This window comes from Streptomyces sp. NPDC047081, assembly GCF_040643775.1.
In the GTDB taxonomy this organism is placed as follows: Bacteria; Actinomycetota; Actinomycetes; order Streptomycetales; family Streptomycetaceae; genus Streptomyces.
Window position 1 is genome coordinate 102,894 of sequence record NZ_JBEYUY010000023.1, and the last position, 13,728, is coordinate 116,621.

Consider the following 13,728-nt stretch of genomic DNA (forward strand, 5'->3'; position numbering starts at 1 on the left):
TTCTGCGCCGGGACTTCTTGCCCATACCGCTGCGAACTGCCGTACGACTGTGGTGTATTCGGCGCGAGCCGAAGCAGAGACAGCCGTGGGGGAACGGGACATGGGCTACTGGGGGTACTACGTCGTGGGCCGCAGCGAGCGGCCGCTCACCGAACTGGACGCGCTGGCCGGCGCCAAGGACATGGAGTTACGGGTCGAGGCGCCCGGCGGCTGGCAGGTGTGGGAGTACCCGAGCGGGGACGGCGAGGTCGGGAACATGAACGTCCTCGCCGCGCAGAGCGGGGCGCCCGCGCTCTTCGGGTACGTCATGGACAGCGCGTCGGTGGTCGTGGAGGCGGCGGCGCCGGAGAGTGGCGCGTGGACCACGTGTCTGGCGCGGGCCGCGATGGCCGGGTACCTGAACGCCGGGAACGAGGGGCTCACCCTCGAGGACTACTTCCTGGAGCCGCGCGACGCGGCCGAGCGGGCCGTCGCCTGGGCCGCGGAGGCGGGGCACGACGTGGACGCCGGGCCGCTGGTCGACGTACTGACCGCGGATCCCGACCCGTTGGCCGAAAACCTCTTCTTCCGGCTGCTCGACCGGTTGGGCGTGGTGCCGCTGTGACACTCCCGGGCCGTCGCACGCAGTAAGGGGAAGTGCGGGTTCCGTCATGGATGACGCCCGTCGCGCCTCGCGGACGCGCCGCAGAAGGAGGGCCGGATGAGTCTGGTGGAACTGATAGCTCAGGCCGACGAGCGTGGGCTGGCCGCCAGCGGGTTGGCTTGTTTGGATCGGTGCGTGCCGCTGCTTGGGGCCGACGACGAGGTGCTGCGGCCGTTGTGGGGGTGCCTCGCGGACGACGGTGACGCTGGAGAGTGGGGCGGGCGGCTGGAGCAGGTGCGCGGGAAGCTTGCCGGGCCGGAGGCGTACGCGGAGTCCCTTGAGGACGGGGCGGCGTTGCTGGCGCGGCGGATGCTGGCGGCCGCGCCGGTGGAGCGGGGGGCTGCGGAGGTGCGGGTGTGGGCCGACGCGTGTTCTGTCGCCGCCTTGCAGATACATCGGATGCTGGATCCGCTGGATGACGACGGGTCGTCCGTGGATGCGCGGCGGGAGGGGCGTACGGAGGGGATCTCGCCGTTGGTCGCTGCGGAGTTGCGGCGGCAGGTGACGGTGCTGGAGGTTCTGGCCGGGCATGGTGCGGGTGGGCTGCGGCGGGCGCTGGAGGTTTCGACCGAGGGGCGGCGGGTTTTGCGGGCGGTTGTATCGCGGCGGGCTCGTACGTTTCGTGGGTAGTTGGGCGGGTGCGGCTGTGTGGGGGCTTGTCGCGCAGTTCCCCGCGCCCCTGAAGGCGCCTGTAGTTACCCGAGTTCTCAGTCGATGAGCCACTTCACCACCGCGTCGCCGTACTCCGCCGTCTGTGCGTAGAACGCCGTCAAGTCCCGGTGGGTCGAGGCGAAGACGCTTCTTGCCTCCTGCTCCGATTCCGTGCCGCCGTAGCGCGGGAGTAGTTCGTCGCGGGCCAGGTTCCACAAGGACTCGAAGTCCGTTGACGTGAGGAATGTGGCCACCCTGGCCGTCTGTGCCGCCGTCAGCATCAGGAAGGGCGGGGCTTCCTTGTCGGGGTGGGGTATCGGGCAGCCGCCCAGGACCACATGTGTGCGTGGGCCCTCCTCCGGATCCGCGCCGGTGTAGAGGACGTCGTGGTCGGCGTAGCGGCGGTCCAGGAACTCCTCGCGGTGGCGGTCCACTCGTTCGCGCACCGCGTTCCAGTCGTCCTCGAACAGCCGTTGCATCCAGTTCGCGCTGTTGCGCAGGGCCGAGGGCGGCACCGCGCGGAGGTGGAAGTACACGTTCATCAGTGAGAGGAGCGCACGGAAGGGGCGAAGCGTCACTCCCGGGCGAAAGCCCCATGTGAGAGGGGACTGTGGCCGTCGTGGGGTGGAGCTGGGGCGGTCCTGCACCGGTCCGGGGGAGTCCCCGGAATCCACGTGACGCGTCGCTCCTCCCGAGCGCTGTCCCCGGTGTGACGACAGCGCAGCAAGTGACGACAGGACGGCCCTCGGCCGCGGCCAAGCCCGCACGCTGGGCGGCCGACGCGGTGGCGACGATGCGCGAGGGGGCGCGGCTGCGCCTCGACTACTCGGCGCAGAGTCTGTGGCGGGTGGACCGGGTGATCGAGGAGATACGGCGGGAGGGCGCGCCGTACGCCGCGGTGGAGAGCGTGCTGCGGGGGCTCGGCGCGTACGCCGGTGAGGTGGTCGTCCGGCACACCGGCGGCGAGTGGTGGGCCGGCGGCGGCGAGTACTGGGTGCGGACGCCGGACGGGCGGCTGTGGGACCCGCTCGACGAGGCCCGGCGGTGCTTCTTCGACGACGGTTCGCTGCGGCTGCTGTGCCGGGACGCGACCGGCGGCCCGCAGGGACCCGCGTAGGCAAAATCGGCGTAATAAGAGACGCTGGCGTTCCCAAACGGCGGATCCTGGAGGGAGCATGGAGTCGACCTCGGGACGGTACGACTCGGCTCGATTCGGGAGGCCTCCATGGCCGAGAACCGCCGCTGGTGGGCGCTGGTCGTCATCGCGCTCGCCCAGTTGATGGTCGTCCTCGACATGACCATCGTCAACATCGCGCTGCCCTCCGCGCAGGCCGACCTGAACATGTCGGACGGGAACCGGCAGTGGGTCATCACCGCGTACACCCTGGCCTTCGGCGGACTGCTGCTGCTCGGCGGCCGGATCGCCGACCTGGTCGGGCGCCGGAACACCTTCGTGATCGGCCTGCTCGGCTTCGCCGCCGCCTCCGCGCTCGGCGGGGCCGCCGCCAACTCCGGGATGCTGTTCGGGGCGCGGGCCCTGCAGGGCGTGTTCGCCGCGCTGCTCGCGCCGTCCGCGCTGTCGCTGCTGGCCACGACGTTCACCGACCCCAAGGACCGGGGCAAGGCCTTCGGCATCTTCGGCGCGATCATCGGCGCGGGCGCCGCGGTCGGGCTGCTCGCGGGCGGGATCCTCACCGAGTACCTCGACTGGCGCTGGTGCCTGTACGTCAACATCCCGATCGCGCTGGTCGCCTTCTTCGGCGCGCTCGCGCTGCTGGAGGTCGGCGAACGCCACCCCGACGCCCGGCTCGACGTGCCGGGCGCGCTGCTCGGCTCGGCCGGCATGCTGTCGATCGTCTACGGCTTCTCCGAGGCGGAGTCGCGCAGTTGGCACGACGGGCTCGTCGTGACGATGCTGGTCGTCGGCGTCCTGCTGCTCGGCCTGTTCGGGCTGTGGCAGACCCGGGCGAAGGTGCCGCTGCTTCCGATGTCCGTGGTGAAGGACCGGCAGCGCGTCGGGGCCTTCCTGACCACGCTGTTCGTCACCATCGGCATGTTCGGCACCTTCCTCTTCCTGACCTACTACCTTCAGGGCGTCCTCGGCTGGTCGCCGCTGAAGACCGGCGTCGCCTATCTGCCGATGACGGTCGCGATGGTGATCGGCTCGACGCAGATCGCCGCGCGGCTGCTGGGCAAGGTGCCGCCCCGCTTCCTGCTCGTGCCGGGACTGCTGGTGGCCGCGGGCGGGCTCGCGATCATCGCCCAGGTCGGCGTGGAACCGGCGTACGCCTCCCATGTCCTGCCCGGCATGATCATGCTGGGTCTCGGCATGAGCACGGCCATGATGACCTCCGTGTCGCTGGCCACCGGAAGCGTGGCGCCGCGCGACTCGGGCGCGGCCTCCGCGACCTTCAACACCGCCCAGCAGGTGGGCGGTTCGATCGGTACGGCGCTGCTGAACACCATCGCGGCGAGCGTGACCGCGCGCTATGTGACGGCCCACGCGGGCCCGGGCGTCGACAAGCGGCTGCTCGCGGCGAAGGCCACCGTGCACGGCTTCAACGTCGCCACCTACTGGGCACTGGCCGCGCTGCTGCTGGCCGCGGCGATCGCGGGCGTGGTCGTGAACGCGGACCGGGCGCCCACCCCGCAAGCCGCGCAGGAGCGGACGCCCGAACCGGTCGATACGGCTACTTGAGACCGGCTACTTGATGTAGACCAGGCCGTCCGTCGTGATCGTCGGGCGGCCGCTGGTCGCGACGACCACGATCTTCACGGTGTGCTTGGCACTGCTCGACCAGGTCTTCGTCCAGATCGCCTGACGGTAGGCGGTCGTCGAGGACTTCAGGTCCACCGTGCTCACCTTCACGCCGTCGACGTAGACGTACGCCTGACCGCTGCTCGATGCCCGGCTCACCACCCAGGAGGCCGAGCGCCCGGTGAAGGTCCAGCTCAGGCTCGCTCCCTTGGAGCTGCTGGAGTACGACTTCCCGCCCAGGTAGCTGGTGGACGAACGGCTCGTCCAGGTACCGGACTTGGTCGCCGAGGTCTCCTGGAGGATCACCGGCGTGAAGGACGGCGAGGAGGTGCGGGTGTTGCCCGCGTAGTCGTACGCCTTCATCGACCAGGTGGACGCCGTACCGGACTTGGCGGTCCGCTTGGAGCTGGTCGTGGTCGGGCCGAAGGTGGCCGTCGTCGGCGTCAGCAGGCTCACCGACTTCAGTGCCTGGCTGTCGGCGGCCTTCCAGCCGAGGGTGACCGGGACGGCGGTGGTGTTGACCGTGCCGGTGCGCAGGGAGAGCTTCGGCGCGGTGGAGAAGGTGGGTGCGGTGGTGTCCGTCACGACCTTCACGGCGGCCGTGGTCGTGGTCTTGCCCGACTGGTGCACGGCGCGTACGGCGACGGTGTGGCTGCCCGCGGCGAGCGTGGCGCCGACCGAGCCGGCCGTGCCGGAGGCGGAGGCGGCGACCTGGCCGTCCACCAGCAGCTCGAACTTGGAGATCAGCGAACCCGGCGTGGTCGTCGACCACTTGGCGGTGATCGCGCCCTTCGTGTAGTACGTCGAGCCGGACAGGCCCGCGCCGGACAGCGAGGTCAGCTTCAGGCCCTGGACCGGGCCGGACGCCCAGGCGCGGACGGTGGGCAGCTGGTCGTAGAGGGAGCTGCCGGGGCACTGGGTGTTGTAGCCGTCGCGGTGGCCGGAGATCCGGTTGAAGGTGTACGAGCTCCCGCTGGTGAAGCTGGTGCCGAAGTAGTTCGTCTGGGTCGCGCCCGCCTTGAGCTGGACCGTCGAGTTCGGGTCCGCGTCGTACTGGCCGAGCTTCCAGGCGGCGATCCGGGCGACCGACTCCAGGGCCGCGTTGCTGGCACCCGTGGTCGTGTAGTCGCCGAGCACTGCGATACCGGCCGACTCACGGTTCCAGCCGTAGGTGTGCGCGCCGAGCACCGGGAGGTCGACGCCGCCCTTGCGGCCCTCGAAGATCGTGCCGCACTTGTCGACCAGGAAGTTGTAGCCGATGTCGTTCCAGCCGTTGGTCTGCGTGTGGTACGCGTAGATGCCCCGCACGATCGCCGCGGAGTCGGCGCACGAGTAGTCGTTCGTGCCGTCCGTGTGGTGCACGAAGACGGCCTTCACGTCGGTGTTGTACTCCGACGGGTCCGGGCTGAGCGACTCGTCGGCGCCCCAGTCGGCGCGCGAGGTGATCGGCGGCTCGGGCACGGTGGACGGCGGCGCGGTGGGGGTGCTCGTGGTGGCCGACGGGGTGGCGCTCGGGGACTCCTCGACCACGAACGCGGCCGGGGCGGGTGCCTTCTGCTCGGCCGCGGTCGCCACGCCCGGGTCGACCAGGTTGACCTGGAGGCCCTTGGGCAGGCCCGTGCTGGTGGAGCCGTCCTTGTGCACGACCTGGACCTGGACGCCGTCGGAGGGGCCGACCCACAGCGGCTCGGAGGCGCCGCGCGCGTCGGCGTCGGCCTCCGGGTCCTGCAGCGGGTCGACGTCCGCCTCCAGGTCCTTCCAGGCCGTCCACTCGCCGGTCTCGACGCTGCGGGTGCGGACCTGGGCGGTCCCGTGCAGCCGCGCCTTCGCGCCCGTCCAGGAGACGCCCAGCATCGAGAACTGCTTGGTCTCCGTGCGCGGCAGCTCCCGCTTGCCGCTCGCGGTGTCCTTCAGCGACAGGTCGTACACCTTCACCGGCCGCTTGGCCTGCCCCACGGCCCCCTGGCCGGAGGACGGGCTGGCGACGGCGTACGACACCACACCCCCACCGCCCAGGACGACCGCCCCCAGCGTCAGCCAGGCCCGCTTCTTCATGCTCAGCGGTCTGTACGCACGCGTCCCACGAGGACTCAACTACCCCACCCCTAGAAAAAGACCATGACTGCCACACCTGTCACACAGGTGGCACTTACAACTCAGCGTCGACCTCTGGCCAAACGTCACACCTTTCGCGGCCCGTGACGTTCCCGGCCCCATATCCGCTTGCTGAACGGGGGGTGGGGAGCCTCCCGCAGGTCGAGTCAGGGGTGGGGACCATGAACAGTGCAGGTGGGCGCGTTCCGGGAGCGGGCGGAATGCGGGGGTGCGCCGCGGGCTTCGTCGCCCGCGTCACCGCCCGCAACCGACTTCCGCTGGACTACTCCGAGCCCAGCCTGCGGATCGTCGACTTCCTGATCGACGGCCTGCGCAAGGGCGGCGCCGACCCGGAAGGGGCCCGGGACACGCTGTTCGGGCTCGGGGCGTACGTCGGTGAGGTGCTGGTGCGCCGGGCCGGGGCGGTGTGGGTGGACCTCGATGCCGACCAGCGGGCGTGTTTCGGCCAGCCGGTCGGCGTACGGATGCCGGACGGGCGGGTGTGGAACCCGGTCGGCAAGGTCCGCAACCGCTTCGAGACGGGCGGCGCGGAGGATTCCCTGCGCACGTTCTACCTGACCCTGCACGGCCGGTCCCGCCCGTCCCGCAGGCCCCCTGTGACACTTCCGTGATGCCGGACGCAGAGGTCAGTGGAGGCGTGCGCACGGACGGATGGCGCGCGGCGCGGGTTCGGCAGAGCCCCCTTCGCACTCGTACGGACGAGGACAGTTGTTGGGCCAGGGACGGGAACCCCGCCGCGCACAGGCTTACGACGGGGAGCTGGGCGCGGCCGTCGCGCGGGCCCAGGAGGGCGACGAGGCCGCGTTCGCGGTGGCGTACCGGATCGTGCAGCCCGGACTGCTCGGCTATCTGCGCGGGATCGTCGGCGAGGACGCCGAGGACGTGGCGTCCGACGCGTGGCTGGAAATCGCCCGGGACCTCGGGCGGTTCAAGGGCGACGGGGCGGGCTTCCGGGGCTGGACGGCGACGATCGCGCGGCACCGGGCGCTGGACCATCTGCGCCGGCAGAAGGTACGGCCGCGGTCCTCGGCGCTCGAACAGGACGTACTGGAGCTGCCGGGCCCGGCCAGCACCCACGACCAGGCCCTGGAGGCGCTGTCCACCGAGCGCGCCCTGGAGCTGGTCCGCAGCCTGCCGCGCGACCAGGCCGAGGCGGTGCTGCTGCGCGTGGTCGTCGGCCTCGACGGCCCCGCCGCGGCCCGAGTCCTCGGCAAACGCCCCGGCGCGGTACGCACGGCGGCCCACCGGGGCCTGAAGCGCCTCGCCGACCGCCTCGGCGGCGCAGGTGTGACGAATGAGGATCCCCGGACGCTGGGGGAGTCGAAATGAACGACAGCGACGGCATGAACGTCAAGGGCCGCGGTGGCGGTGGTCGCGGCGCGATCGGTCGCAGCGGCGGTGTCGGTCGTCGTGGCGGTGGTCGGAGCGCGGGCGGTGGTTGTGGTCCGGGTGTCGTTGATCGGGTGAACGCTCGTGGCGGGTGGGACGTCATGGGTGGCAGGAGTGGTGGCGGCGGACGGTCGTCGTACATGGATGGATACGGATACGGACATGGGTGAGCGGCGGAGCGACGGTGGGGCGCATGGCCCTCGGCGCGTGCACGCCGGCGCCGTGTCGGGCCCCGAGGACCGGGCGGCCGGCCCGGCGCTGGAGGAACTGCTGGCCGGTGCGATGCGCCCGGAGGCGGTGGACACCGCGGCCGAGCAACGGGCGGTGGCCGCGTTCCGGACAGCCCGGGACACGGGTGCGCTCAAGGCGCGGACCCGGCGCCGCGACGACTGGCGGCCGCGCGAGCAGCGCCGTACCCGCCGCTCCCTGAAGGCCACGCTCTCGCTGGCGCTGGCCGGCCTCACCCTGGGCGGCGTCGCGTACGCGGCGATCGGCACGGGCGGCGGCTCCACGCACGACGACGGCCACGCGGCCCGGCAGCGCGAGCACCAGCCGACCGGCCCCTCGGCCTCCGCCCCGACCACGCCGGGCGCCTCCGCCACACCGGACCGCCCGGCCACCGCGAAGGACACCGCGGCACACTGCCGCGCGTACGAGAACGTCAAGGACAGCGGCAAGGCCCTGCAGTCCACGGCCTGGCAGCGCCTGATCGAGGCCGCGGGCGGCGAAGAGAACGTGGCCGCCTACTGCGCCGCGCAACTGGGAGAGCCGACGGCCACAGCATCGGCAACCAAGCCGGGCAACAGCGATAAAGCCAACAAGGCCGCCAAGTCGGACGACTCCGACGCGACCGCGAAGGCGAACAACGGCAAGAGCGCCGACAAGGGCAACGCCAAGAACAACTGACCCTGCGGGCCCATCAGCGCCTCGCGGATCGCCTCGGCCAGGTCGGTGTGGCCGCTTGCCGGGGCGGTTGTCGCGCGTTCCGACATAAAATTCGGTGAGTCGCGAAGAAGCCGATCCCGAGGAACCCGACGGCCGCCACCGAGCCGCCCACGGCCGTTGAACGGCTCGGCCCGACATGACGTATCAGGTCCTGTGGGCGGTATCGGGCCGTCAGGGAGTGTCGCCGGTGTGCGGTAGCCGGTGACCGGAGGAAGGGCTGAACAATCTCAGTGGATTCGAGCCGTCCCGCCGGCAGCGCTCTCCGCCTGGCCGCTCCGTCGGGCCAGGACGGGACCGGAAGCGGAACGCATGTCCCTCGGCAGGTGTCGGGCCTGGACGGTCTCCGTGGTCTGGCGGCACTGTACGTCGTCCTGTTCCACTGCTGGTTGTACACCTTCCCGGGCTACCCGAACAGTTCGGCGCCGCCATGGCTGGACGGCCTGATGTTCGGGCGTCTCGCGGTCGTCTTCTTTCTGGTGCTGTCCGGGTTCTCCCTGGCGATCTCCCCGGCGCGTCACGGCTGGCGGTCGGGTGGCGTCGGCCAGTTCCTGCGCCGGCGCGCCTGGCGCATCCTGCCCCCGTACTGGGCGGCGCTGATCCTGAGCCTGCTCATTTCATGGTTCGTGGTGCCGGCATCGCACTTCGGGCCACCGACCGGCGCGACGGTGTTGGTGTACGGCCTCGTCGCCCAGGACATGGTCACCGCTCCGACACCGAATGGCGCCTTCTGGTCGATCGGGGTGGAGTCCGAGCTCTATCTGCTCTTTCCGCTTCTCCTGTTCGTCCGTCGACGGTGGGGCGCCGCGGTGTTGGCTGTGTGCGTGACACTTCCGGTGGTCGCCGGTGGGCTGATGGCGGCCAACGCATCCCCCGTGGAGGGCGACAACTGGCTCGCCCCGCATCTCGCCCCGGTGTTCGCCGCCGGCGTGATCGGCGCAGGGGCCATCAGTGCGTCGGACAGGATTCGACGTCTGCCCTGGGGATGGCTCGCTGTCCTGGCTGCGCTGCCCGTCCTGGCTCTTGGTGCCGTCCGGGGCTCCGTCTGGACGGTGAACCACTATTTCTGGATAGACCTCGCCATCGCCCCGGCCATGACGATGGTGCTCGCGGCGGTTGCCACCGGCAAACCCGCCTTCCTCGTACGGCTGTTGACCACGCGCCCCGTTCGCGGCCTCGGGAACTTCTCCTACAGCCTTTACCTGATTCATCTTCCGATCGTCATGGCCGTGATTCGCCGCGTGGCGCCGCACTTCGTGTCACCCGGGCTGCCCACATTCGGGTTCACGCTTGCCCTGGCGCTTCCGGTCTCAGTAATCGGCGCCTGGCTGTTTTCCAAGATCTTCGAGATCCCATTCAAGAAGAACAGATCCTGGAAGTCTTTGATCGCCGGGGGAAGTGAGGGGAAGTGAGGGGAAGCCTCACTGTTCGGCGGATTTCTGTCCGGAGGGGGTGACGGCGTACCACTCTCCGTCCTTCCCCTGGCCGTTGACCTGTCCGGCCTCTGTGTCGCCGATGTACCGATAGAGCGGCCAGCCGGCGAGGGTCAGCTGCTTCTCGCCGTTCCGGTGGACCGTACCGAGGAGGCTCTGCTCGACCCCTGAAGTCTGTACGGAGTCCTGCACGATGACAGGTATCCACGTCTTCGTGCACGTACCGGCGCACGTCCACTTGGAGGGGGTCGGCTGGTCCTTGTCGTAGCGGTAGAGGGCCAGCCCCTTGTCGTCGGTGACCACAATGCCCACGCCGCTCATCGTCCTGGCCATCACGGATGTGGTCGTGGCCGGGTTCCCGCTCTCGGAGGTACCGGCGTCGCCCGGTGCTGAAGCAGCCGATGAGGAGGGCGCGGGAGCCGACACGGCAGGCGCTGTCGGAGCCGCGTTCGCGGGGCCGGTGCCGGTCGAGGAGCCGCATGCTGCCAGCAGGAACGCGGAAGCGAGCCCTGCGACCAGGTTCGGGACTGTGCGTCGCGGGATCAAGGAGTCGCCCTTCTGCAGGAGCCGTATCTGCTTGCTCCCTTGGTACGTAGGCGGGCTCTCTCCCTCTCAGCCACCGGTGTCCACTGACTCAGTCTTGACCATCTGCGGAATCCCCGACCCGCCTCGGCGCACGTCGGTGCGCCGAGGCGGGTCAGGTCGCCGGGCGCCGGCTACTGCGCGAACACCCAGCCCTGGTTGGCCGACCCGTCACAGGCGAACTGTTCGGCCACCGCGCCGCTCGACGTGCTGGCACCGTCGATGCCCAGGCACAGGCCGCTCTTGCGGTTCTTCATCTCGAAGACGGTGTCCGAGCGCCAGGTGATCAGCCAGTCCTGATTGGTGGCGGAGGAACCGGTCGCCTGGATGGCCGCCGCGCCGGCCGACGTGCTGGCGCCGTCGATGCCCATGTTCAGGCCCGAGCCCTGGTTCCAGAAGCTCACGTAGCTGCCGTCCGCGACGAGCGCCCACAGCTGCGTGGCCGAGGTGTTCGCCGGCTCCTGGACGATCCTGGCGCCGACGGCGGTGCTGCCGCCTGAAGGCTGCAGGTATTTCTGGGACTTGTAGTTCTTGACGTAGTACCACGAGATCGCGGCCAGGCTGTTCGTGGACGCACCGGTCGTGGACTTGACGTTCGTGGACGCCACGGGCGTCGGGGTGTCGCTCTGAGGCGACTGGGCGTCGGCGATCGCGGGACTCGCGACCGCCAGCAAGGTCCCGGCCAGAACCGCGCCGACGAGATTTCTGGTGCGTCTTATCCGCATGGTGCATCCCCTCGTTTTCGGTGCTCCTGGTGTTACCGCGGGTACTCAACCAGGCCTCACGGAGGGATCGCCAGAGTGTTCGAACACCTTGACTTGAAGCGCTTTCTTGACGAGTGCATGCCGGATGTGTGGCGACCCGGACGCCCTGCTCGCGGACCTCGCCTTCGCGGCCGGGGGTACGGTTTTCGGCCGCCACGCACACTCCGCACGACGCCGTCGAGCTTCTTCGCGGGAATGAGCGGTGCCGCCCAGCAGTGGACGGTCACGTCCACCGGGGCTCTGAGCCCGGGAGACGGCCGGGGCCGCCACCCCCCACAGGAGAGGCCCCGGCCGTCGCGCGGTCGGGCCGCGCGGCGGCCCGTACTTCCTACAGCGCCATGACTGCGGTTTCTGTCACACCCCGCATGTGAGCCGCCCCGTCACAAGGTGGTTGCAGGTTGTGCGGACATGGACGAGCAGCGGTTTCAGGTCGTAACGTGCCTTTCGCGCCGGACGCGGATGACGAGTGACCATCGCAGGCGACCGGCGGCCACAGCCGCGACCATCGACTGAGGAACCATCGGGTGCTGGGGGACGACGCGGAGCTGACCGCCGCGGTGCTTGCGGCACAGGACGGGAACGAGACCGCGTTCCGGACTGTGTACCGAGCGGTGCACCCGCGGCTGCTCGGCTACGTCCGCACCCTGGTCGGCGACCCGGACGCGGAGGACGTCGCCTCCGAGGCCTGGCTGCAGATCGCCCGTGACCTGGACCGCTTCGACGGAGACGCGGACCGCTTCCGCGGCTGGGCCGCCCGGATCGCCCGCAACCGCGCCCTGGACCACATACGCATGCGTGGCCGCCGCCCCGCGATAGGCGGCGACGAGACCGAGCTGACCGGCAAGGCCGCCGAGTCCGACACCGCGGGCGAGGCGATCGAGGCCCTGGCCACCGACCACACGCTCTCCCTCATCGCCAGACTCCCGCAGGACCAGGCCGAGGCCGTCGTACTGCGCGTGGTCGTGGGCCTCGACGCCAAGACCGCGGCGGAGACGCTCGGCAAGCGGCCCGGTGCCGTACGCACGGCGGCGCACCGCGGTCTCAAGCGCCTGGCCGAACTGCTCGGCGAGGATCCGGAATCGGCCGGCGGCCTGGACGCGCTGCCGCCCCAGCGAGAACCGCGCGGTCGCGCGGTGACGTCCGCGAGTGTGACGCATATGCGCGCGCGGACGCAGAAGGACATGTGATGGCCGACGAGCAGTACAGGTGGCTCAACCGCGAAACGGCGGAGGCTTTGCTGCGCGGTGAGTCACTGGAAGCTGTCGACGCGACCGCCCGTGACCAGGCCGAACGCCTCGCGAAGACCCTTGAGTCGCTCACCTCGCAGCCCTCCCCGAGCAGCGCCGAACTCCCCGGCGAGGCCGCCGCCCTGGCCGCCTTCCGCACGGCGAGGTCACGGACCCGGGCGCAGGAGTCCCGCGCGTCGGCGGACGTCCACGCTTCGGATCCGGCCCCCGCGCGTCACGGCCGCCCCGACCAGCCCGCCCCCGGCCACCGCACCCGCAGCCACGCCTCCGACGCCGGGCTCGTCCGGATCGGGGGTCGGCCCGGTGGGGACGACCGGCGCCGTGCCCTGAGCCGGCCCATGCGCTTCGGGCTTACGGCCGTACTGGCGGCCGGTATGGCCGGCGGGGTCGCCGTCGCGGCCACCAGCGGAATCCTGCCGATCGGCGGCGACGACCCGGCCCCCGGGGCTTCGGTCTCGGCCGCCGTCAGCCCGGACCGCCCGCTGATCTCGCCCTCGCCGAACGGCCTGCTGGGCAAGCCCACCCCCGACGGCTCGACCGGCGGCACCGCCACCCCGCAGCACACGCCCAGCCCCGGTTCGTCGGGCAAGCCCGGCGCCGAGGCCGGCGGCTGGTGGAAGCAGCACGCCCCGTCCACCTGCCGGGACGCGCTCGGCGGCAAGGAACTCGCGCCCAACCGCAAGCAGGCGCTGGAGACCGCGGCGGGCGGCCTGGCCCCCGAGCGGGTCTGGAAGTACTGCAAGCAGGTCCTCAGCGGCGGCGACGTCACCTCCCACGACGGCAAGAAGAGCGGCAAGGGCCAGGAGCGCGGCGTCGGCGGCCAGGGCGACCAGAACGGCCAGGGCAACGGCAACGGCCAGGGCGAGCAGGGCGGCGGCCCGAACAGCGGCGGCCAGGGCGGTGACGACGACGGCAATCACATAGCCCCCGGTGGGGGCGGCTCCGGCGTTGGTGGCGATGTCCAGGCCACCGTCACGCCCCTGTTGCCCGGGCATCTCCTGACGACCGAGTCCCCGACGCCGGCGCCGGACCCGACGTACAGCGCCCTCTGAGCCTGTCGCACCCCGGGTGACCTGCGATTTCGTATCGTCCGAAGTTTTTTCGGCCGGGCCAGTAACGTTTTCGGCCGCCTCCACGCAGTACTGAGTGAGCCGACTGGTCATCGGCCGTCGCACAGAGCCGGGGTTCCCCCCGTACCCACGGC

14 protein-coding genes are annotated in these 13,728 nt (G+C 70.9%); 10 read left to right on the forward strand and 4 right to left on the reverse strand.

The features are described from left to right. Positions 1 to 100: 100 nt before the first annotated feature. Both ABZ848_RS34695 and ABZ848_RS34700 read left to right on the forward strand, forming a co-directional pair. Entirely contained in the window at positions 101 to 604 is a 504-nt protein-coding gene (locus ABZ848_RS34695) for a hypothetical protein (protein WP_360838360.1), read from the forward strand. A 96-nt stretch (positions 605 to 700) separates the two neighbouring features. Next, a complete protein-coding gene (locus ABZ848_RS34700) occupies positions 701 to 1,273 on the forward strand; it encodes a hypothetical protein (protein WP_360838362.1) in 573 nt (190 codons plus the stop codon). Between the two features lie 77 nt (positions 1,274 to 1,350). Here ABZ848_RS34700 and ABZ848_RS34705 read toward each other — a convergent pair whose 3' ends face one another. After that, positions 1,351 to 1,836, reverse strand: coding sequence for a DUF1877 family protein (locus ABZ848_RS34705; RefSeq protein WP_360838363.1), 486 nt, complete (start codon positions 1,834 to 1,836; stop codon positions 1,351 to 1,353). 167 nt (positions 1,837 to 2,003) lie between these two features. Here ABZ848_RS34705 and ABZ848_RS34710 point away from each other — a divergent pair, with 167 nt between their 5' ends. Continuing rightward, entirely contained in the window at positions 2,004 to 2,411 is a 408-nt protein-coding gene (locus ABZ848_RS34710) for a hypothetical protein (RefSeq protein WP_360838364.1), read from the forward strand. A 108-nt stretch (positions 2,412 to 2,519) separates the two neighbouring features. After that, positions 2,520 to 3,992: an MFS transporter gene (locus tag ABZ848_RS34715; protein WP_360838366.1), complete on the forward strand. Its 1,473-nt coding sequence runs from the start codon at positions 2,520 to 2,522 to the stop codon at positions 3,990 to 3,992. Positions 3,993 to 3,998: 6 nt separating this feature from the next. On the opposite strand, the gene ABZ848_RS34720 is transcribed toward ABZ848_RS34715, so the two are convergent. Next, a complete protein-coding gene (locus tag ABZ848_RS34720) occupies positions 3,999 to 6,107 on the reverse strand; it encodes a peptidoglycan recognition protein (protein WP_360838368.1) in 2,109 nt (702 codons plus the stop codon). 221 nt (positions 6,108 to 6,328) lie between these two features. On the opposite strand from ABZ848_RS34720, the gene ABZ848_RS34725 reads away from it, so the two are divergent. The 4 genes from ABZ848_RS34725 (at position 6,329) to ABZ848_RS34740 (ending at position 9,910) form a co-directional block, all read left to right on the forward strand. Continuing rightward, positions 6,329 to 6,778, forward strand: a complete 450-nt coding sequence (locus ABZ848_RS34725; protein ID WP_360838370.1) for a hypothetical protein — start codon at positions 6,329 to 6,331, stop codon at positions 6,776 to 6,778. A gap of 100 nt (positions 6,779 to 6,878) precedes the next feature. Beyond that, a complete protein-coding gene (locus tag ABZ848_RS34730) occupies positions 6,879 to 7,496 on the forward strand; it encodes an RNA polymerase sigma factor (RefSeq protein ID WP_360838372.1) in 618 nt (205 codons plus the stop codon). A gap of 222 nt (positions 7,497 to 7,718) precedes the next feature. Continuing rightward, complete coding sequence (locus ABZ848_RS34735; RefSeq protein ID WP_360838374.1) at positions 7,719 to 8,462, forward strand: hypothetical protein; 744 nt, start codon at positions 7,719 to 7,721, stop codon at positions 8,460 to 8,462. Positions 8,463 to 8,824: 362 nt separating this feature from the next. Then, positions 8,825 to 9,910, forward strand: coding sequence for an acyltransferase (locus ABZ848_RS34740; RefSeq protein ID WP_360838376.1), 1,086 nt, complete (start codon positions 8,825 to 8,827; stop codon positions 9,908 to 9,910). 9 nt (positions 9,911 to 9,919) lie between these two features. On the opposite strand, the gene ABZ848_RS34745 is transcribed toward ABZ848_RS34740, so the two are convergent. Together ABZ848_RS34745 and ABZ848_RS34750 are read right to left on the reverse strand one after the other, a co-directional pair. Then, the gene (locus ABZ848_RS34745) at positions 9,920 to 10,243 is read right to left on the reverse strand and encodes a hypothetical protein (RefSeq protein ID WP_360838378.1); all 324 of its coding nucleotides are present in this window, start codon (positions 10,241 to 10,243) and stop codon (positions 9,920 to 9,922) included. A gap of 404 nt (positions 10,244 to 10,647) precedes the next feature. Continuing rightward, the gene (locus tag ABZ848_RS34750) at positions 10,648 to 11,238 is read right to left on the reverse strand and encodes an RICIN domain-containing protein (protein WP_360838380.1); all 591 of its coding nucleotides are present in this window, start codon (positions 11,236 to 11,238) and stop codon (positions 10,648 to 10,650) included. 563 nt (positions 11,239 to 11,801) lie between these two features. Between ABZ848_RS34750 and ABZ848_RS34755 the strand changes: the two genes are divergently transcribed. Together ABZ848_RS34755 and ABZ848_RS34760 are read left to right on the forward strand one after the other, a co-directional pair. Further along, on the forward strand, positions 11,802 to 12,464 hold the full coding sequence (locus ABZ848_RS34755) for an RNA polymerase sigma factor (protein ID WP_360838382.1): 663 nt from the start codon (positions 11,802 to 11,804) through the stop codon (positions 12,462 to 12,464). Further along, a complete protein-coding gene (locus tag ABZ848_RS34760) occupies positions 12,464 to 13,576 on the forward strand; it encodes a hypothetical protein (RefSeq protein ID WP_360838383.1) in 1,113 nt (370 codons plus the stop codon). Before ABZ848_RS34755 ends, ABZ848_RS34760 begins: the two co-directional genes overlap by 1 nt. Positions 13,577 to 13,728: the final 152 nt, after the last annotated feature.

Bases quoted from the DNA above. Each gene is read 5' to 3' on its own strand.
- ABZ848_RS34715 (WP_360838366.1), top strand. From the start codon at position 2,520: ATGGCCGAGAACCGCCGCTGGTGGGCGCTGGTCGTCATCGCGCTCGCC.
- ABZ848_RS34700 (WP_360838362.1), top strand. From the start codon at position 701: ATGAGTCTGGTGGAACTGATAGCTCAGGCCGACGAGCGTGGGCTGGCC.
- ABZ848_RS34705 (WP_360838363.1), bottom strand. From the start codon at position 1,836: ATGAACGTGTACTTCCACCTCCGCGCGGTGCCGCCCTCGGCCCTGCGC.
- ABZ848_RS34760 (WP_360838383.1), top strand. From the start codon at position 12,464: ATGGCCGACGAGCAGTACAGGTGGCTCAACCGCGAAACGGCGGAGGCT.
- ABZ848_RS34725 (WP_360838370.1), top strand. From the start codon at position 6,329: ATGAACAGTGCAGGTGGGCGCGTTCCGGGAGCGGGCGGAATGCGGGGG.
- ABZ848_RS34735 (WP_360838374.1), top strand. From the start codon at position 7,719: ATGGGTGAGCGGCGGAGCGACGGTGGGGCGCATGGCCCTCGGCGCGTG.
- ABZ848_RS34720 (WP_360838368.1), bottom strand. From the start codon at position 6,107: ATGAAGAAGCGGGCCTGGCTGACGCTGGGGGCGGTCGTCCTGGGCGGT.
- ABZ848_RS34750 (WP_360838380.1), bottom strand. From the start codon at position 11,238: ATGCGGATAAGACGCACCAGAAATCTCGTCGGCGCGGTTCTGGCCGGG.
- ABZ848_RS34695 (WP_360838360.1), top strand. From the start codon at position 101: ATGGGCTACTGGGGGTACTACGTCGTGGGCCGCAGCGAGCGGCCGCTC.